5 protein-coding genes and 1 pseudogene are annotated in these 21148 nt (G+C 63.5%); 3 read left to right on the forward strand and 3 right to left on the reverse strand.

Annotated elements, in window-relative coordinates:
* Positions 1-90: 90 nt before the first annotated feature.
* Positions 91-15549, reverse strand: a complete 15459-nt coding sequence (locus ACRQ5Q_RS27545) for a VCBS domain-containing protein (protein WP_439393019.1) — start codon at positions 15547-15549, stop codon at positions 91-93.
* A 59-nt stretch (positions 15550-15608) separates the two neighbouring features.
* Here ACRQ5Q_RS27545 and ACRQ5Q_RS27550 point away from each other — a divergent pair, with 59 nt between their 5' ends.
* Both ACRQ5Q_RS27550 and ACRQ5Q_RS27555 read left to right on the forward strand, forming a co-directional pair.
* A complete protein-coding gene (locus ACRQ5Q_RS27550) occupies positions 15609-15788 on the forward strand; it encodes a hypothetical protein (RefSeq protein ID WP_439393021.1) in 180 nt (59 codons plus the stop codon).
* A gap of 947 nt (positions 15789-16735) precedes the next feature.
* Positions 16736-17949: pseudogene (locus ACRQ5Q_RS27555) on the forward strand (IS3 family transposase).
* 448 nt (positions 17950-18397) lie between these two features.
* On the opposite strand, the gene ACRQ5Q_RS27560 reads toward ACRQ5Q_RS27555, so the two are convergent.
* Positions 18398-18799: a c-type cytochrome gene (locus ACRQ5Q_RS27560; RefSeq protein ID WP_439393023.1), complete on the reverse strand. Its 402-nt coding sequence runs from the start codon at positions 18797-18799 to the stop codon at positions 18398-18400.
* A 121-nt stretch (positions 18800-18920) separates the two neighbouring features.
* Complete coding sequence (gene soxC, locus ACRQ5Q_RS27565) at positions 18921-20234, reverse strand: sulfite dehydrogenase (protein ID WP_439393025.1); 1314 nt, start codon at positions 20232-20234, stop codon at positions 18921-18923.
* Between the two features lie 543 nt (positions 20235-20777).
* Between soxC and ACRQ5Q_RS27570 the strand changes: the two genes are divergently transcribed.
* Positions 20778-21086 carry a hypothetical protein gene (locus ACRQ5Q_RS27570; protein ID WP_439393027.1) on the forward strand — a complete coding sequence of 103 codons (309 nt, stop codon included), beginning with the start codon at positions 20778-20780 and terminating at the stop codon, positions 21084-21086.
* The last annotated feature ends 62 nt before the right edge of the window (positions 21087-21148 follow it).

Below are 21148 nucleotides of genomic sequence, written 5' to 3' on the forward strand. Positions count from 1 at the left end.
GCCAACGATCCGGGATAGCGCGACATTACGATATACCGACGTGAGGCCGACCCATTTTTGTCGCGAGATGGCCCCACCCGGCATCTACGCTTAGACGTGCACCTTGATCAGTGTCCCACCTGCTCCATCGCTTGCGAGCTCGAAGTCATCCGAGGTGTACTGACCAAGAAGCCCGATATTTGCGGTATGGACACCGTCGGTCACGCTCAGTGTTCCGCCCGTTCCGGCGTTGTTGGCGGTGTACGAGGCCGATGCACCGGAAGCGGACAAGATGTCGTGGAGATCGATCTGATCGCCCGCGTTGAAGCCTGACACCAGGCCGGAGAAGTTGATAGCGTGATCGAGCTGCAGCAGTCCGTTGGCGGTCGCGTCGAACTTGACGTCGGTCGACGAGGTGCCGCCGAGCTCGAGGGTGGCAGATCCGCTGATCAGCGCGGACCCACCATTGACATCAGCATGGGCGATGATGTTGCCGCCATTGGCCCAGAGCAGTCCGGTGTTGGAAATCGCACTGTCGATAACCAAACCGCCCGTCCCGGTGGCCTCAAGCGTGCCGGAGTTGGTAATCGTATTACCGCCGGTGTCTATCTCCAGAGCATTGGTGACGGTTGCGATGATGTTGCCCTCGTTGATCAGCACCATGAACCCGTTGCCGAGGTGACCGGCGCCGCTGATGGTGTTGTCGACGTTGGTCAACGTGACATCGCTGGCCGTGCCCTCGATCACGTTTTCAGAGCTGTCGGACAGAACAACCGTGCCACCACCGTGCAGCGTGATGCCGTGCTGGATCAGCTGCAGATCCGTGGTGTCGCCGGTCGAGTTCAGCTCAATCGTACCGGTGTTGTCGATGTCTCCGGAGAGCGGCAGCAGGGCGCCGTTTCCGATGGTCATCGTGCCCGGGTTTTCCGTGACCGGCGTCTGATCGAACACGAAGTTACTCGCCGTCAGGTCAGCTGCGTGCACCCCGCTGAACGTGATGGTTTGACCATCCGCGAGTGTCAAGACGGCATTGCCGTTCGCGTCATCAACTGTGTTGGCCTGAACATCCGTAAAGTTGAGGATCGTCTTGTAACCAATAAGATCGATCTGATCCATCGACAGATCGAAGCTGTAGACCGTATCGTGGCCGATCGGCTGAGAGAACACCAGCAGATCGTGGCCGCCGGAAGCCGAGAGAAAATCATCACCGGACCAGGCGAAGATCGGGGCCCCCGAACCGTAGGTCTCCACGTTGTCCGCGACGACCTTAGCTCCAGAGTTGCCGTCTGCATCCGTCCAAGTCTCTGAAACGCTAAGTACCGTGGCACCGACCACACCGCTAGATGTAGTTACAGAGAGGGACTCAACACTGTTGGTCAGCACGGTCCAGGTGCCGTCTCCATTATCTGTACCCGCGTTCAACGTCCAGCCAGCTGGCACACCTCTCACAATGACTTCTATAGTTTGGTTGGGGTCTCCTGAGGGGTTAGCCAAACCCAAACTTATCGATTCGCCAGCCGCGCCCGCCGGCTTGACATGGGTGTTCGTAATAAGAGTTTGCAGGCTCGTCCCACCGCTCGTTAGCGTCACACCTTGCAAATCTACCAGTATGTCATTCGCGGAATTCGGCGTCGCCCCGACCTGTTCATACACATACGTGTGTGCTGCGCCATTGATTGTCGCAATGAATGCTACAGTCGTTCCCGCGTTACCAATGTCGTTGTTTTGCAGGTATTGAACGGCGGCTGCGACGGCCGAGGTATCCGTTCCGTTCAACGTGACCGCTGCTGCATAGGTGTTGGCATCATCAAAGGTGATCATACCGTTTGTTATCGCGTGCGATTTGATAGTTTGACCGGCAACGGTGAGAGTAGAATCGATGCCGTTCGTGCCGGACGTGTTGGCCGCGGCAGATGGCGTGCCCTGCAAGTCCAGGAAATCCGCGGTAGTCGAGAATAGACTTAGTACGTCGTAGGTTGCCGTGAGGGTGCCGCTGTTTCCGGTTCCGCCAACCGTCACTGGAGAGTCACCAGTACCGATCACAAAAGTATCTGCTCCCGCCCCTCCTACCAGCAGGTCGCCATTGCTCCGGCCAGTTAGAGTATTACCGCCCGAGCCTGCGACAAACACATCGTATCCACCAAGACCTGTCGAAGTGCCTCCGGCCATCGACTTACCGGCACCGCTCGGTGCGGTTAGGTAAGACGCGATGTAAGTGCCGCTGATGGCAGTAAAGTCTGTATTGATATCAGTACTATTTGAGGTGTTGTCGACAACAAGTTGCCAGACCAGCACCTTACCGCTGTTCAGCGTAATCGACAGGAAATCGTTCGCTGACTGATTGGGCGCGGTGAAGGAAATGTTGTCGCCGGTTATTGTGGCTGTTCCGATAAGTCCACCGTTCACGTCTTGAATTCGTGCGCTCGTCATCGTGTTGGAGTCGTTGGCGGCGTCGGTATCGCTTTTTAAGAGATGACTGACTGACCAGCTCACAGCCGCGTTCTTGCTGACTATCAAAGTACCAGAAGTTGTGGGTGGGGGCGCTGCAGTCACAGTCAAGTTCACTGTCGCGAGGTTCGAGCTCAGGGACCCGTCACTCGCCCGATAAGTGAACGAGTCGGCGCCCGTATAGCCCGCGTCTGGAGTGTAAGTTATCGAGCCGTCCGCGTTCACTGCGACGGTGCCGTGAGCTGCAGCGGATACGTTCGTGGGCGACAATATGAGACTGTCGACGTCGGTGTCGTTGTTCAAGACGAAGATCTGAACTGGGACGTTTTGCGTTGTTGTTGCCGCGTCGTTTGTGGCCACCGGCGCGTCGTTGGTACCGGTTACCGTGATCTTCAGCGTCGTGGGGTTGGACACCGCATTGCCCGGGTCCTTGACCGTGTAGGTGAAGGTGTCGATCGCAGTGACACCTGTGGCAAGGCTGTTGGCGGTGTCGGCAACGTAGCTGTACGAGCCGTCGGCGTTCAGCGTCAGATGTCCATAAGTGCCCGCGAGCGAGGTGCCTACGCCAGCGCCCTGCGCCACCGTTCCCGTACCGGCGACCGCGCCCGAGACCACCAGCGTGTTGGTGGCATTGTCGACATCGGTGTCGGCCACCGAGCCGCCCGTCGTGCCCCGGATCACGCCATTGGCCACCGTCACCGTCAGCATCGCATCCTCATTCACTGCTCCGGTATCGGCATTGGCCACCGGCGCGTCGTTGGTACCGGTTACCGTGATCTTCAGCGTCGTGGGGTTGGACACCGCATTGCCCGGGTCCTTGACCGTGTAGGTGAAGGTGTCGATCGCAGTGACACCTGTGGCAAGGCTGTTGGCGGTGTCGGCAACGTAGCTGTACGAGCCGTCGGCGTTCAGCGTCAGATGTCCATAAGTGCCCGCGAGCGAGGTGCCTACGCCAGCGCCCTGCGCCACCGTTCCCGTACCGGCGACCGCGCCCGAGACCACCAGCGTGTTGGTGGCATTGTCGACATCGGTGTCGGCCACCGAGCCGCCCGTCGTGCCCCGGATCACGCCATTGGCCACCGTCACCGTCAGCATCGCATCCTCATTCACTGCTCCGGTATCGGCATTGGCCACCGGCGCGTCGTTGGTACCGGTTACCGTGATCTTCAGCGTCGTGGGGTTGGACACCGCATTGCCCGGGTCCTTGACCGTGTAGGTGAAGGTGTCGATCGCAGTGACACCTGTGGCAAGGCTGTTGGCGGTGTCGGCAACGTAGCTGTACGAGCCGTCGGCGTTCAGCGTCAGATGTCCATAAGTGCCCGCGAGCGAGGTGCCTACGCCAGCGCCCTGCGCCACCGTTCCCGTACCGGCGACCGCGCCCGAGACCACCAGCGTGTTGGTGGTATTGTCGACATCGGTGTCGGCCACCGAGCCGCTCGTCGTGCCCCGGATCACGCCATTGGCCGCCGTCACCGTCAGCGTCGCATCCTCATTCACTGCTCCGGTATCGGCATTGGCCACCGGCGCATCGTTGGTGCCCTGCACGGTGATGGTGATGAGTTGGGTGGCGACGGCGCCCTTGTCGTCGGTGACGGTGGCGGTGAAGGTCTCGGTCTTGCTGTCGCCCTCGGCGAGCTTGTCGGCGGCCGAGCCGGCGGTCGCATCGACGGTGTAGGTCCACTTGCCGGTGGCCGGATCGATCGCGATCGAGCCATAGGTGCCGGAGGTGCTGTTGAGGCTCCAGGTTGCGGTGGCGCCCTGATCGATGTCGCTGGAGGTCAGCGTGCCGGACACCGACGGAGTCCCGGCGTCGATCGAGCCGTTGTCGAAATTGCCCGCCTCACGCACCGTGCCTGCGGCATCGGCGGCGACCGAGGTGATCACCGGCGCATCGTTGGTGCCCTGCACGGTGATGGTGATGAGTTGGGTGGCGACGGCGCCCTTGTCGTCGGTGACGGTGGCGGTGAAGGTCTCGGTCTTGCTGTCGCCCTCGGCGAGCTTGTCGGCGGCCGAGCCGGCGGTCGCATCGACGGTGTAGGTCCACTTGCCGGTGGCCGGATCGATCGCGATCGAGCCATAGGTGCCGGAGGTGCTGTTGAGGCTCCAGGTTGCGGTGGCGCCCTGATCGATGTCGCTGGAGGTCAGCGTGCCGGACACCGACGGAGTCCCGGCGTCGATCGAGCCGTTGTCGAAATTGCCCGCCTCACGCACCGTGCCTGCGGCATCGGCGGCGACCGAGGTGATCACCGGCGCATCGTTGGTGCCCTGCACGGTGATGGTGATGAGTTGGGTGGCGACGGCGCCCTTGTCGTCGGTGACGGTGGCGGTGAAGGTCTCGGTCTTGCTGTCGCCCTCGGCGAGCTTGTCGGCGGCCGAGCCGGCGGTCGCATCGACGGTGTAGGTCCACTTGCCGGTGGCCGGATCGATCGCGATCGAGCCATAGGTGCCGGAGGTGCTGTTGAGGCTCCAGGTTGCGGTGGCGCCCTGATCGATGTCGCTGGAGGTCAGCGTGCCGGACACCGACGGAGTCCCGGCGTCGATCGAGCCGTTGTCGAAATTGCCCGCCTCACGCACCGTGCCTGCGGCATCGGCGGCGACCGAGGTGATCACCGGCGCATCGTTGGTGCCCTGCACGGTGATGGTGATGAGTTGGGTGGCGACGGCGCCCTTGTCGTCGGTGACGGTGGCGGTGAAGGTCTCGGTCTTGCTGTCGCCCTCGGCGAGCTTGTCGGCGGCCGAGCCGGCGGTCGCATCGACGGTGTAGGTCCACTTGCCGGTGGCCGGATCGATCGCGATCGAGCCATAGGTGCCGGAGGTGCTGTTGAGGCTCCAGGTTGCCGTCGCATTGTGATCGATGTCGCTGGAGGTCAGCGTGCCGGACACCGACGGAGTCCCGGCGTCGATCGAGCCGTTGTCGAAATTGCCCGCCTCACGCACCGTGCCTGCGGCATCGGCGGCGACCGAGGTGATCACCGGCGCATCGTTGGTGCCCTGCACGGTGATGGTGATGAGTTGGGTGGCGACGGCGCCCTTGTCGTCGGTGACGGTGGCGGTGAAGGTCTCGGTCTTGCTGTCGCCCTCGGCGAGCTTGTCGGCGGCCGAGCCGGCGGTCGCATCGACGGTGTAGGTCCACTTGCCGGTGGCCGGATCGATCGCGATCGAGCCATAGGTGCCGGAGGTGCTGTTGAGGCTCCAGGTTGCGGTGGCGCCCTGATCGATGTCGCTGGAGGTCAGCGTGCCGGACACCGACGGAGTCCCGGCGTCGATCGAGCCGTTGTCGAAATTGCCCGCCTCACGCACCGTGCCTGCGGCATCGGCGGCGACCGAGGTGATCACCGGCGCATCGTTGGTGCCCTGCACGGTGATGGTGATGAGTTGGGTGGCGACGGCGCCCTTGTCGTCGGTGACGGTGGCGGTGAAGGTCTCGGTCTTGCTGTCGCCCTCGGCGAGCTTGTCGGCGGCCGAGCCGGCGGTCGCATCGACGGTGTAGGTCCACTTGCCGGTGGCCGGATCGATCGCGATCGAGCCATAGGTGCCGGAGGTGCTGTTGAGGCTCCAGGTTGCGGTGGCGCCCTGATCGATGTCGCTGGAGGTCAGCGTGCCGGACACCGACGGAGTCCCGGCGTCGATCGAGCCGTTGTCGAAATTGCCCGCCTCACGCACCGTGCCTGCGGCATCGGCGGCGACCGAGGTGATCACCGGCGCATCGTTGGTGCCCTGCACGGTGATGGTGATGAGTTGGGTGGCGACGGCGCCCTTGTCGTCGGTGACGGTGGCGGTGAAGGTCTCGGTCTTGCTGTCGCCCTCGGCGAGCTTGTCGGCGGCCGAGCCGGCGGTCGCATCGACGGTGTAGGTCCACTTGCCGGTGGCCGGATCGATCGCGATCGAGCCATAGGTGCCGGAGGTGCTGTTGAGGCTCCAGGTTGCCGTCGCATTGTGATCGATGTCGCTGGAGGTCAGCGTGCCGGACACCGACGGAGTCCCGGCGTCGATCGAGCCGTTGTCGAAATTGCCCGCCTCACGCACCGTGCCTGCGGCATCGGCGGCGACCGAGGTGATCACCGGCGCATCGTTGGTGCCCTGCACGGTGATGGTGATGAGTTGGGTGGCGACGGCGCCCTTGTCGTCGGTGACGGTGGCGGTGAAGGTCTCGGTCTTGCTGTCGCCCTCGGCGAGCTTGTCGGCGGCCGAGCCGGCGGTCGCATCGACGGTGTAGGTCCACTTGCCGGTGGCCGGATCGATCGCGATCGAGCCATAGGTGCCGGAGGTGCTGTTGAGGCTCCAGGTTGCGGTGGCGCCCTGATCGATGTCGCTGGAGGTCAGCGTGCCGGACACCGACGGAGTCCCGGCGTCGATCGAGCCGTTGTCGAAATTGCCCGCCTCACGCACCGTGCCTGCGGCATCGGCGGCGACCGAGGTGATCACCGGCGCATCGTTGGTGCCCTGCACGGTGATGGTGATGAGTTGGGTGGCGACGGCGCCCTTGTCGTCGGTGACGGTGGCGGTGAAGGTCTCGGTCTTGCTGTCGCCCTCGGCGAGCTTGTCGGCGGCCGAGCCGGCGGTCGCATCGACGGTGTAGGTCCACTTGCCGGTGGCCGGATCGATCGCGATCGAGCCATAGGTGCCGGAGGTGCTGTTGAGGCTCCAGGTTGCGGTGGCGCCCTGATCGATGTCGCTGGAGGTCAGCGTGCCGGACACCGACGGAGTCCCGGCGTCGATCGAGCCGTTGTCGAAATTGCCCGCCTCACGCACCGTGCCTGCGGCATCGGCGGCGACCGAGGTGATCACCGGCGCATCGTTGGTGCCCTGCACGGTGATGGTGATGAGTTGGGTGGCGACGGCGCCCTTGTCGTCGGTGACGGTGGCGGTGAAGGTCTCGGTCTTGCTGTCGCCCTCGGCGAGCTTGTCGGCGGCCGAGCCGGCGGTCGCATCGACGGTGTAGGTCCACTTGCCGGTGGCCGGATCGATCGCGATCGAGCCATAGGTGCCGGAGGTGCTGTTGAGGCTCCAGGTTGCGGTGGCGCCCTGATCGATGTCGCTGGAGGTCAGCGTGCCGGACACCGACGGAGTCCCGGCGTCGATCGAGCCGTTGTCGAAATTGCCCGCCTCACGCACCGTGCCTGCGGCATCGGCGGCGACCGAGGTGATCACCGGCGCATCGTTGGTGCCCTGCACGGTGATGGTGATGAGTTGGGTGGCGACGGCGCCCTTGTCGTCGGTGACGGTGGCGGTGAAGGTCTCGGTCTTGCTGTCGCCCTCGGCGAGCTTGTCGGCGGCCGAGCCGGCGGTCGCATCGACGGTGTAGGTCCACTTGCCGGTGGCCGGATCGATCGCGATCGAGCCATAGGTGCCGGAGGTGCTGTTGAGGCTCCAGGTTGCGGTGGCGCCCTGATCGATGTCGCTGGAGGTCAGCGTGCCGGACACCGACGGAGTCCCGGCGTCGATCGAGCCGTTGTCGAAATTGCCCGCCTCACGCACCGTGCCTGCGGCATCGGCGGCGACCGAGGTGATCACCGGCGCATCGTTGGTGCCCTGCACGGTGATGGTGATGAGTTGGGTGGCGACGGCGCCCTTGTCGTCGGTGACGGTGGCGGTGAAGGTCTCGGTCTTGCTGTCGCCCTCGGCGAGCTTGTCGGCGGCCGAGCCGGCGGTCGCATCGACGGTGTAGGTCCACTTGCCGGTGGCCGGATCGATCGCGATCGAGCCATAGGTGCCGGAGGTGCTGTTGAGGCTCCAGGTTGCGGTGGCGCCCTGATCGATGTCGCTGGAGGTCAGCGTGCCGGACACCGACGGAGTCCCGGCGTCGATCGAGCCGTTGTCGAAATTGCCCGCCTCACGCACCGTGCCTGCGGCATCGGCGGCGACCGAGGTGATCACCGGCGCATCGTTGGTGCCCTGCACGGTGATGGTGATGAGTTGGGTGGCGACGGCGCCCTTGTCGTCGGTGACGGTGGCGGTGAAGGTCTCGGTCTTGCTGTCGCCCTCGGCGAGCTTGTCGGCGGCCGAGCCGGCGGTCGCATCGACGGTGTAGGTCCACTTGCCGGTGGCCGGATCGATCGCGATCGAGCCATAGGTGCCGGAGGTGCTGTTGAGGCTCCAGGTTGCCGTCGCATTGTGATCGATGTCGCTGGAGGTCAGCGTGCCGGACACCGACGGAGTCCCGGCGTCGATCGAGCCGTTGTCGAAATTGCCCGCCTCACGCACCGTGCCTGCGGCATCGGCGGCGACCGAGGTGATCACCGGCGCATCGTTGGTGCCCTGCACGGTGATGGTGATGAGTTGGGTGGCGACGGCGCCCTTGTCGTCGGTGACGGTGGCGGTGAAGGTCTCGGTCTTGCTGTCGCCCTCGGCGAGCTTGTCGGCGGCCGAGCCGGCGGTCGCATCGACGGTGTAGGTCCACTTGCCGGTGGCCGGATCGATCGCGATCGAGCCATAGGTGCCGGAGGTGCTGTTGAGGCTCCAGGTTGCGGTGGCGCCCTGATCGATGTCGCTGGAGGTCAGCGTGCCGGACACCGACGGAGTCCCGGCGTCGATCGAGCCGTTGTCGAAATTGCCCGCCTCACGCACCGTGCCTGCGGCATCGGCGGCGACCGAGGTGATCACCGGCGCATCGTTGGTGCCCTGCACGGTGATGGTGATGAGTTGGGTGGCGACGGCGCCCTTGTCGTCGGTGACGGTGGCGGTGAAGGTCTCGGTCTTGCTGTCGCCCTCGGCGAGCTTGTCGGCGGCCGAGCCGGCGGTCGCATCGACGGTGTAGGTCCACTTGCCGGTGGCCGGATCGATCGCGATCGAGCCATAGGTGCCGGAGGTGCTGTTGAGGCTCCAGGTTGCGGTGGCGCCCTGATCGATGTCGCTGGAGGTCAGCGTGCCGGACACCGACGGAGTCCCGGCGTCGATCGAGCCGTTGTCGAAATTGCCCGCCTCACGCACCGTGCCTGCGGCATCGGCGGCGACCGAGGTGATCACCGGCGCATCGTTGGTGCCCTGCACGGTGATGGTGATGAGTTGGGTGGCGACGGCGCCCTTGTCGTCGGTGACGGTGGCGGTGAAGGTCTCGGTCTTGCTGTCGCCCTCGGCGAGCTTGTCGGCGGCCGAGCCGGCGGTCGCATCGACGGTGTAGGTCCACTTGCCGGTGGCCGGATCGATCGCGATCGAGCCATAGGTGCCGGAGGTGCTGTTGAGGCTCCAGGTTGCGGTGGCGCCCTGATCGATGTCGCTGGAGGTCAGCGTGCCGGACACCGACGGAGTCCCGGCGTCGATCGAGCCGTTGTCGAAATTGCCCGCCTCACGCACCGTGCCTGCGGCATCGGCGGCGACCGAGGTGATCACCGGCGCATCGTTGGTGCCCTGCACGGTGATGGTGATGAGTTGGGTGGCGACGGCGCCCTTGTCGTCGGTGACGGTGGCGGTGAAGGTCTCGGTCTTGCTGTCGCCCTCGGCGAGCTTGTCGGCGGCCGAGCCGGCGGTCGCATCGACGGTGTAGGTCCACTTGCCGGTGGCCGGATCGATCGCGATCGAGCCATAGGTGCCGGAGGTGCTGTTGAGGCTCCAGGTTGCGGTGGCGCCCTGATCGATGTCGCTGGAGGTCAGCGTGCCGGACACCGACGGAGTCCCGGCGTCGATCGAGCCGTTGTCGAAATTGCCCGCCTCACGCACCGTGCCTGCGGCATCGGCGGCGACCGAGGTGATCACCGGCGCATCGTTGGTGCCCTGCACGGTGATGGTGATGAGTTGGGTGGCGACGGCGCCCTTGTCGTCGGTGACGGTGGCGGTGAAGGTCTCGGTCTTGCTGTCGCCCTCGGCGAGCTTGTCGGCGGCCGAGCCGGCGGTCGCATCGACGGTGTAGGTCCACTTGCCGGTGGCCGGATCGATCGCGATCGAGCCATAGGTGCCGGAGGTGCTGTTGAGGCTCCAGGTTGCGGTGGCGCCCTGATCGATGTCGCTGGAGGTCAGCGTGCCGGACACCGACGGAGTCCCGGCGTCGATCGAGCCGTTGTCGAAATTGCCCGCCTCACGCACCGTGCCTGCGGCATCGGCGGCGACCGAGGTGATCACCGGCGCATCGTTGGTGCCCTGCACGGTGATGGTGATGAGTTGGGTGGCGACGGCGCCCTTGTCGTCGGTGACGGTGGCGGTGAAGGTCTCGGTCTTGCTGTCGCCCTCGGCGAGCTTGTCGGCGGCCGAGCCGGCGGTCGCATCGACGGTGTAGGTCCACTTGCCGGTGGCCGGATCGATCGCGATCGAGCCATAGGTGCCGGAGGTGCTGTTGAGGCTCCAGGTTGCGGTGGCGCCCTGATCGATGTCGCTGGAGGTCAGCGTGCCGGACACCGACGGAGTCCCGGCGTCGATCGAGCCGTTGTCGAAATTGCCCGCCTCACGCACCGTGCCTGCGGCATCGGCGGCGACCGAGGTGATCACCGGCGCATCGTTGGTGCCCTGCACGGTGATGGTGATGAGTTGGGTGGCGACGGCGCCCTTGTCGTCGGTGACGGTGGCGGTGAAGGTCTCGGTCTTGCTGTCGCCCTCGGCGAGCTTGTCGGCGGCCGAGCCGGCGGTCGCATCGACGGTGTAGGTCCACTTGCCGGTGGCCGGATCGATCGCGATCGAGCCATAGGTGCCGGAGGTGCTGTTGAGGCTCCAGGTTGCGGTGGCGCCCTGATCGATGTCGCTGGAGGTCAGCGTGCCGGACACCGACGGAGTCCCGGCGTCGATCGAGCCGTTGTCGAAATTGCCCGCCTCACGCACCGTGCCTGCGGCATCGGCGGCGACCGAGGTGATCACCGGCGCATCGTTGGTGCCCTGCACGGTGATGGTGATGAGTTGGGTGGCGACGGCGCCCTTGTCGTCGGTGACGGTGGCGGTGAAGGTCTCGGTCTTGCTGTCGCCCTCGGCGAGCTTGTCGGCGGCCGAGCCGGCGGTCGCATCGACGGTGTAGGTCCACTTGCCGGTGGCCGGATCGATCGCGATCGAGCCATAGGTGCCGGAGGTGCTGTTGAGGCTCCAGGTTGCGGTGGCGCCCTGATCGATGTCGCTGGAGGTCAGCGTGCCGGACACCGACGGAGTCCCGGCGTCGATCGAGCCGTTGTCGAAATTGCCCGCCTCACGCACCGTGCCTGCGGCATCGGCGGCGACCGAGGTGATCACCGGCGCATCGTTGGTGCCCTGCACGGTGATGGTGATGAGTTGGGTGGCGACGGCGCCCTTGTCGTCGGTGACGGTGGCGGTGAAGGTCTCGGTCTTGCTGTCGCCCTCGGCGAGCTTGTCGGCGGCCGAGCCGGCGGTCGCATCGACGGTGTAGGTCCACTTGCCGGTGGCCGGATCGATCGCGATCGAGCCATAGGTGCCGGAGGTGCTGTTGAGGCTCCAGGTTGCGGTGGCGCCCTGATCGATGTCGCTGGAGGTCAGCGTGCCGGACACCGACGGAGTCCCGGCGTCGATCGAGCCGTTGTCGAAATTGCCCGCCTCACGCACCGTGCCTGCGGCATCGGCGGCGACCGAGGTGATCACCGGCGCATCGTTGGTGCCCTGCACGGTGATGGTGATGAGTTGGGTGGCGACGGCGCCCTTGTCGTCGGTGACGGTGGCGGTGAAGGTCTCGGTCTTGCTGTCGCCCTCGGCGAGCTTGTCGGCGGCCGAGCCGGCGGTCGCATCGACGGTGTAGGTCCACTTGCCGGTGGCCGGATCGATCGCGATCGAGCCATAGGTGCCGGAGGTGCTGTTGAGGCTCCAGGTTGCGGTGGCGCCCTGATCGATGTCGCTGGAGGTCAGCGTGCCGGACACCGACGGAGTCCCGGCGTCGATCGAGCCGTTGTCGAAATTGCCCGCCTCACGCACCGTGCCTGCGGCATCGGCGGCGACCGAGGTGATCACCGGCGCATCGTTGGTGCCCTGCACGGTGATGGTGATGAGTTGGGTGGCGACGGCGCCCTTGTCGTCGGTGACGGTGGCGGTGAAGGTCTCGGTCTTGCTGTCGCCCTCGGCGAGCTTGTCGGCGGCCGAGCCGGCGGTCGCATCGACGGTGTAGGTCCACTTGCCGGTGGCCGGATCGATCGCGATCGAGCCATAGGTGCCGGAGGTGCTGTTGAGGCTCCAGGTTGCCGTCGCATTGTGATCGACGTCGCTGGAGGTCAGCGTGCCGGACACCGACGGAGTCCCGGCGTCGATCGAGCCGTTGTCGAAATTGCCCGCCTCACGCACCGTGCCTGCGGCATCGGCGGCGACCGAGGTGATCACCGGCGCATCGTTGGTGCCCTGCACGGTGATGGTGATGAGTTGGGTGGCGACGGCGCCCTTGTCGTCGGTGACGGTGGCGGTGAAGGTCTCGGTCTTGCTGTCGCCCTCGGCGAGCTTGTCGGCGGCCGAGCCGGCGGTCGCATCGACGGTGTAGGTCCACTTGCCGGTGGCCGGATCGATCGCGATCGAGCCATAGGTGCCGGAGGTGCTGTTGAGGCTCCAGGTTGCGGTGGCGCCCTGATCGATGTCGCTGGAGGTCAGCGTGCCGGACACCGACGGAGTCCCGGCGTCGATCGAGCCGTTGTCGAAATTGCCCGCCTCACGCACCGTGCCTGCGGCATCGGCGGCGACCGAGGTGATCACCGGCGCATCGTTGGTGCCCTGCACGGTGATGGTGATGAGTTGGGTGGCGACGGCGCCCTTGTCGTCGGTGACGGTGGCGGTGAAGGTCTCGGTCTTGCTGTCGCCCTCGGCGAGCTTGTCGGCGGCCGAGCCGGCGGTCGCATCGACGGTGTAGGTCCACTTGCCGGTGGCCGGATCGATCGCGATCGAGCCATAGGTGCCGGAGGTGCTGTTGAGGCTCCAGGTTGCGGTGGCGCCCTGATCGATGTCGCTGGAGGTCAGCGTGCCGGACACCGACGGAGTCCCGGCGTCGATCGAGCCGTTGTCGAAATTGCCCGCCTCACGCACCGTGCCTGCGGCATCGGCGGCGACCGAGGTGATCACCGGCGCATCGTTGGTGCCCTGCACGGTGATGGTGATGAGTTGGGTGGCGACGGCGCCCTTGTCGTCGGTGACGGTGGCGGTGAAGGTCTCGGTCTTGCTGTCGCCCTCGGCGAGCTTGTCGGCGGCCGAGCCGGCGGTCGCATCGACGGTGTAGGTCCACTTGCCGGTGGCCGGATCGATCGCGATCGAGCCATAGGTGCCGGAGGTGCTGTTGAGGCTCCAGGTTGCGGTGGCGCCCTGATCGATGTCGCTGGAGGTCAGCGTGCCGGACACCGACGGAGTCCCGGCGTCGATCGAGCCGTTGTCGAAATTGCCCGCCTCACGCACCGTGCCTGCGGCATCGGCGGCGACCGAGGTGATCACCGGCGCATCGTTGGTGCCCTGCACGGTGATGGTGATGAGTTGGGTGGCGACGGCGCCCTTGTCGTCGGTGACGGTGGCGGTGAAGGTCTCGGTCTTGCTGTCGCCCTCGGCGAGCTTGTCGGCGGCCGAGCCGGCGGTCGCATCGACGGTGTAGGTCCACTTGCCGGTGGCCGGATCGATCGCGATCGAGCCATAGGTGCCGGAGGTGCTGTTGAGGCTCCAGGTTGCGGTGGCGCCCTGATCGATGTCGCTGGAGGTCAGCGTGCCGGACACCGACGGAGTCCCGGCGTCGATCGAGCCGTTGTCGAAATTGCCCGCCTCACGCACCGTGCCTGCGGCATCGGCGGCGACCGAGGTGATCACCGGCGCATCGTTGGTGCCCTGCACGGTGATGGTGATGAGTTGGGTGGCGACGGCGCCCTTGTCGTCGGTGACGGTGGCGGTGAAGGTCTCGGTCTTGCTGTCGCCCTCGGCGAGCTTGTCGGCGGCCGAGCCGGCGGTCGCATCGACGGTGTAGGTCCACTTGCCGGTGGCCGGATCGATCGCGATCGAGCCATAGGTGCCGGAGGTGCTGTTGAGGCTCCAGGTTGCCGTCGCATTGTGATCGACGTCGCTGGAGGTCAGCGTGCCGGACACCGACGGAGTCCCGGCGTCGATCGAGCCGTTGTCGAAATTGCCCGCCTCACGCACCGTGCCCTGGGCCTGGGTCGCGCTCGAGGTGATCACCGGCGCGTCGTTGGTGCCGGTAATCGTTATCGTGAGGACGGCTTGCGCGCTCGCGCCAGTCCCATCACCGGCCGTATACTTGAAAACGTCGTTGCCCACTTCGCCTTGCGCGAGGTGATCCGCTGCACTGCCGGTCGACTGGTTGATGACATACGTGTAGCTGCCATCGCTCTTTATGTAGAGTGTTCCGTACTTGCCATCGACTGCTGTCGTCCCCGTCGTGCTCACGGTTACTGAAGCGCTCGCCCCCAAGACGGACTTCACGGTCAACGCAGCTGAAGAACTTACGGTTAGCGCAGCTGAGGGATTAAAGCCGACGTCGTTGGTGAGTACATTTCCTGCCCCAGGATCACTGCCTGATGTGCCGATGCCAGCCTCTACACCGGCCGCCGTGTCGTTGTGCAGGACCATCGGCAGATTGTTGCCGTTACTGTCCCTGACCTCGACCTTCTCAATCGCGCTGACCTGCAGATTGATCGTTTTGAACGTATAGACGCTCTGATCGGCTTGAGACGTGTTCTGTGACGTATGCGCCGGCACCCAAACGTTTTTGTAGTAGTAGATCTCGTTCAGGATCGCCTGATTGTTGAGCTGATCCGCGTTTAGCCAGATCTGGAGGGTGTCGACGTCTGGAGTTGAATTGACTTTTGATGATGAGGATCCAACTGCACCCGTCCCGCCGTCATACGAGTCATAGCCGGAGAATGAGGCCGTACCGTTCGCAACTGTCCCAGTTTGGCTGGCTGAGAGTCCATTGGAATTCACGCTAACCGTCTGATCGGTTCCGGTGTAGACCAGTCCGGTCCCACTCAACTGCTGAGTGGTTATATTGAACGCAAGATTTGTTCCAACGACCCACTGGTTCTCGTAGGCCTTGTATATGAGGATGTCAGATCCCGACCCGCCAAGAACGGTATCGATCCCACTTCCACCGTTGAGAATGTCGTCCCCAGCACCACCGTTCAGGCGATCATTTCCTGCGCCACCCAAGAGAATGTCGTTGCCGGAACCGCCAACGAGATTGTCGCTGCCGCTGGTTCCGGTGAGGGTGTTATCGCCGCTGGCACTGGCCATTAGAATACTCCTAGTCGTCTACGCGCAAATTGCTCGGAGCTGTTTTGCGAAGAATTTCAATGTTGATGTTGTTTGAATTGGAGCTCGGGCGTCAGCGACAGGTCCGCGTCACGGAGCCTGAGGGAAGTCTTATTCCCGATGATGTGTTCGATGGTCCCGAGCGCTTTGCGCCACTTGTGCCCGCGTACGCCGCGCGGCTCGATCGTTACACGCGCATGCCGATCGCGGTGGCGCGATAGATCGCCAAGCTCTGCTTGAAGATGGGACCAGTTGCGGGCGGGCTTTACGAAAATGCCCTTTGAGGATCCTTGCGGACCAAAACTAACGCGACCCAACGCTCAAACTCCCTTGCGTCAGCGACGCGAGGAGGGACGCAACAGTTCGGATCCAGTTCAGTTCACACCAGATGTTGCCGCGCCCGGTTGAAACCGGTTTGGGCGCTTGCAGCCAGGAGCAGTTCACCGCCTCCTAAAACCTGCTCGATGGCAATCAACGAATGCGAATTGAGTCCACTCTGTCTTCCCTGCCCGCTTCGTGTTCGACCCCACAAACCGTGGACACGTCGCAAATGACCTGTTGAAAATTTCGACGCTTAAAGACCTTCTTGGTGGGATTGCTTTCCGCCCGTGCCGATAGCCGATGAAACGTGATGCCGGCGCGGGCAGTTAACGATCCCTTAACTAGCTTGCGCGCAACCTGCCGCAAATTTGCGCGTTCGTCCAGACGGTAGGCAGCTACTTTTGTTTAATCATTAACTTGTTTTTAAGCTATCAACTTGCCTCGGAGGGCTTTCCAAAGGAACATCGGCTTCAAACGCCATCAGCCCCGGGCTTCTACGGGGTCCCGGTAATCGCTGTCCGCCACCAAAAAGGGGGGACTTAACCGGTCCAGACGCTTCTTTACGGCTTGGCATTCAGACTGCCACGAGCGCTCCGCGGTCCGGCTGACTGAAGCGTATCAGATCCGACAAAGCTCTCAGCCACTATCGGTGCGCCCGTCTAAAGGCGCGACTCCTCAATCTCTCGTGCGGCATGTACAAGCGAATGCAAAACCGGTTGCTTCACGCGCCCGCTCGCTCCACCTTGTTAGCGTCGGCCGGCTAGAAGGCCCGACTGAAATGGACCCCGATTGTGGGACCACGTGCTTAGTTGGAAGGGGCTGCTCCGTTTGATAGACGGAGCGCATGATGACAACGAAGACGAGACGCAAGATCGACGCGGCACTGAAGGCAAAGATCGCGCTGGAAGCCGTGCGGGAGCAGACGACGGTGGCCGATCTGGCCCAGCGCTATGAGGTTCACCCGAACCAGATCTATGCCTGGAAGAAGCAGCTGCTGGACCAGGCGGCCCGGGCCTTTGACGCGGGTGTCGGGCGGGAGAGCGAGGACGCTCGCGAACGAGAGATCGAGAAGCTGCACGCCAAGATTGGACAACTGACAGTCGAGCGCGATTTTTTAGCGCGGAGGTCCGGAAGATGAGCACGCCGGACCGTCGAGGAATGCTCGATCGCGCCGACATGGCGCTGTCGATTCGCCGGCAATGCATGTTGCTTGGTATCGCCCGCTCTGGGGTCTACCGGCCGCCACGGCCGGCCAACGACAACGACCTCGCCCTGATGCGGCGCCTCGACGAGCTGTTCACCGCCTGGCCGTTCCTGGGCTCGCGGCGAATGACCGCGATGCTGAAGGCTGAGGGGCTTCAGGTCAATCGCAAGCGTGTGCAGCGGTTGATGCGCAAGATGGGCATCGCGGCGCCGGGACCAAGGCCGAACACGACAAAGCCGGCGCCGGGCCACAAGATCTATCCCTATCTGCTGCGCAACATGACGATCGACCGGCCAAACCAGGTGTGGGCGGCCGACATCACGTATCTGCCCATCGGCCGCGGCTTTCTTTATCTCGTCGCCATCATCGACTGGGCGAGCCGTGCGGTTCTGGCGTGGCGGTTATCGAACACGATGGACGTCTCGTTCTGCGTGGCGGCTCTGGAAGAGGCGCTGGCGAAGTACGGCACGCCGGAGATTTTCAACACCGACTAGGGCAGCCAGTTCACCAGCGTGGCCTTCACCGGCGCGCTGGCGGCCGCAAAGATCAAGATCTCCATGGATGGCCGCGGTCGTTGGATGGACAACGTCTTCATCGAGCGGCTGTGGCGGTCTCTCAAGCATGAGGACATCTATCTCAAGAGCTATGCCGACGGCCGCGAGGCCAAGGCAGGGATCGCGAGCTGGATCGCCTTCTACAATGATCGTCGCCTTCATCAGTCCCTCGGCTATCGCACGCCGATGGCGGTCTGGCGCGAACGGATGCAGGCCGCGAAGGCTGTGGACATGGTGGACAACGCTGACGCGTTGACCACATGCCCACCGCAACAGCAGCAGACAGAGTCTCTGGCAGCGTGATAGAAAGGATCAGGAGCGGTCAGTTTCCAACTAACAAACCGGTTCAAGCGGTCCCGCTCCGCGGGTCCATTTCAGACCGCTATGCCGATGAGTCCGGTTCCGCGTGCGCTCTACGGATGGTGACGGCACCCACGTCAGAAGCAGCGCAACTCCGCAGATGGCCAGCAGCGAAGTCAACGTGGGGCTGAGTGAACGTTGATTTCCTCCAGAGAAAGCCGCAGCTCTGCAGCGCGCTCCTCTCGGTCTTTCTTTCGAAACTCGCGGTCTCGCCGCTCGAAATAAAGTACGTAAGGGGATCGTCGCGATCTTTGACGCAAAGGGCTATGGAGCGTTTGCGCGTAAACTCGAGTGATGCGGATGCCCCGCGAAATCGCCAGGAATCCTTTCGCGCGAATCACTTTAAACAGAGCGTTTTCACACACCCTGGCCAACAGCAGACATTCTGAACTTAAATTCTATCGGGGAAACGGATGATGAAGCCCCCGCGGTTCGGCATCCGCACCTTGGGCAGCGTCTCGGGGTTCATCGTGTCGGTCTCACCTATGAGTTTGTTTTTCGCCAAGATGAACGCGGTCAGAGCGTAGACCTCGTCGTCGGTGAGTGACCTAGGCTGCTGCCACGGCATCCCTCTACGGATAAAATCGAAGAGCGTCGTGGAATAAGGCCAAAAGTTCGCGATGGTCTTCATCCCGGCCGATATGTCGGTGATCTTGCCGCCTCCGAACAGTGGTGAAAAACCGAATTTGTTCTTGCCGTCCTTGTCGTGGCAAGCGACGCATTTTTCCGCGTAAATCCGCTCGCCTTGCGCCGGCGTACCGCTTCCCGCTGGCAGGCCAGCGCCGTCAGGCATAACGCTGATATCCCAAGCCGCGAGGTCGGCAGGGTCGATAGGCGTGCCAAGATTGGGCCCATCGGCGAACGCTACGCTGACACTCAGAGCGAGTACCAATGGAGCACTGTAGACGAAAATTCTATGTATAGACATGGCTGATCTGCCCTTTGGCATCGATCGCCCAACTAGTGACCGCGTTGAAGTGTTGGTTGGGAAACGCCCCGATCGGTGGGACATTCTTCAACTCGCCGCGCCGAGCCACGAACTCGGCGCGTGTGGGTTGGTTGTTCCCGGCTTCATCCCAAGCCCGGCTTTGAAGTATTGCGGGCCCGCCGTTCCAATGCCAAGCCATGCGGAAACGGGTGAAAGCCTTCGCTAAGACCGGCTCCTGCAGCGCCGCCTCGGCCCAACTCTGCCCGCCATCGGCCGAAACCAAAACCCTGGCAATGCGGCCGGTGCCGGAATATGCCACACCGGAAATCTGACAAAGGCCGGGCTGCTTTAGGATCATTCCGGGAGACGGCTGCGTGATGAACGATTTGACTTCCTGCAAGAAATAAAACTGGTATGCCTCGCCGTTCGGGAGAAGCTGCGTGTAGGTCTTGGTCTCCCAGAAGCCCATGGCTGGTTCCTCCACGAGCTTGATGCGCCGCAGATACTTGACGTTCATGTTGCCCTCGTAACCAGGCAGCAGCAGGCGCACCGGATACCCATTGCTCGGCGTGAGGCGCTCGCCATTTTGATAGAGGGCGATCATGGCGTCGTCCAAGGCCTTCGCCACGGGCACGCTGCGTGTCAGGTGAGGTGCGTCCGCGCCTTCGGCGATGAACCATTTCGCCTTCGGATCAATGCCGGTTTCTTCGAGCAGGGTGGAGAGCTTCACACCCGTCCATTCAGCACAAGACGCGAGGCCGTGCAGTGCCTGAACGTTGCCCTGCAGCGGCTGGGGAGAAAACAGCGGTGCGCTGTTGCCGCCGCACTCAAGGAAGGTGGTGCGCGACACCATCGGGTAGCGCGCGAGTGCCTCAAGCGTGAACATCAAAGGGTGTTTGACGAGGCCGTGGATCACGAGGCGATGCTTATCCGGATCGATGTCGGGCGGGCCGCCATAGGCGACCACGAAGTGCAGGCCATTCGGCGTGATCATTCCGTTTAGCATGTGGTGCGGGGTACGCGCAGTTTGAACGTATGGCAGGCCGTCGGGGTTGTTCAGCGTTCGCGCGACGTTTTTCTCGAACGAAGACGGTAGCTCATAGGGTTTGATGCTCGAACCGGGCTCGAGGCTCCATGGATCATCCTTGAGTGGCTCGGCCGCGGCGCTTGTCAGCGAGGCCCCGACGCCCGTGCTGAGCGCGCCTGCTATAGCGACGCCCTGCCCGAGCAGTGCGCGCCGGTCAATCAGACCGTTTCCAGCTACAGGGTCCCCCGAAGGATTACGGATTCCTTTGGGCATGACCGCCTCCTCAGCTGTCGGCGTCTTGACACTATAGCGCTGATTTTCTCTTGCGCGCAATGACCGGTTCGGGTCACGAGCGTCGATCGAGCTCCTCCCCGACCGGGTCAGGCGTCGATTTGGCCGCGCCTCTGTAGTGTCCGGTCTGGCCTCGACTGCTGACGCGCGGGGCGCTAGAGCCGACCTTCGCCTTCGGGCCAAACTGCGAAGAACTCAGCTTGCGCAATCTGGTCCGCTATGTTGCTTGGCTCTGTGAAAACGCCTGGACGCTTGACGGCGATAGAAGCAGTTATTTCGCTCAAGACCGTCTTAGCCTCGCAAGCGCATTCAACTTAGAGAACGAACTGGGAAATGCGATAGCCGACATCAGGGTCGGATCAGCGTGGTCCGGCTATCCGCTGGGGACATCGAGCCGCCGTGCCACGACGCCGGGTAATGCTTCGGGGACAGCCCCTGTACCTCGGAATTTCCGAGTGCCCCAGCTAAACAGGGAGCCAGGAACACGGTAAATTTTCCGTTCGTCTCCAGCGTGAGTTGCTGTGTATGCCTCGCTCGCCGTCCAACGTGCATCACGTCGATAACGACACCTATCTGGTGCTGAACGATTTTGGCAGGCTCGGGCGCGCCTGGTGCGAGGCCGACGAAGAAGGCGCCAATCGGGAGACGCTTCTCCGCCGGCTGTTGGACGACCAATACAGCCACCCGGTGCGGATAGTTGCGTTCAATACCGCCGAGGGCTGGTCCCGTGACGTGACGATGGATATTGCCGACGAGTTGCGCCGGCGTTTTGTCGAATACGATGAGGTGCCAAGTTCTGTGCAAGAGTTCTTGGAGACCGCAGTCCGGCGGTGATCACGCGAGTTTGGCCGTTGGCACCTCTATCTACTTCCGATTGATTTGCGAACATCCAACTC

Origin of the sequence: Bradyrhizobium sp. PMVTL-01 (assembly GCF_051861855.1) — a bacterium.
Lineage (GTDB): Bacteria > Pseudomonadota > Alphaproteobacteria > Rhizobiales > Xanthobacteraceae > Bradyrhizobium.

What these genes read in the sequence shown, in the direction of transcription:
- ACRQ5Q_RS27545 (WP_439393019.1), bottom strand. Translation starts at nt 15,549, where the DNA reads ATGGCCAGTGCCAGCGGCGATAACACCCTCACCGGAACCAGCGGCAGC.
- ACRQ5Q_RS27550 (WP_439393021.1), top strand. Translation starts at nt 15,609, where the DNA reads ATGTTGATGTTGTTTGAATTGGAGCTCGGGCGTCAGCGACAGGTCCGC.
- ACRQ5Q_RS27560 (WP_439393023.1), bottom strand. Translation starts at nt 18,799, where the DNA reads ATGCCTGACGGCGCTGGCCTGCCAGCGGGAAGCGGTACGCCGGCGCAA.
- soxC (WP_439393025.1), bottom strand. Translation starts at nt 20,234, where the DNA reads ATGCCCAAAGGAATCCGTAATCCTTCGGGGGACCCTGTAGCTGGAAAC.
- ACRQ5Q_RS27570 (WP_439393027.1), top strand. Translation starts at nt 20,778, where the DNA reads ATGCCTCGCTCGCCGTCCAACGTGCATCACGTCGATAACGACACCTAT.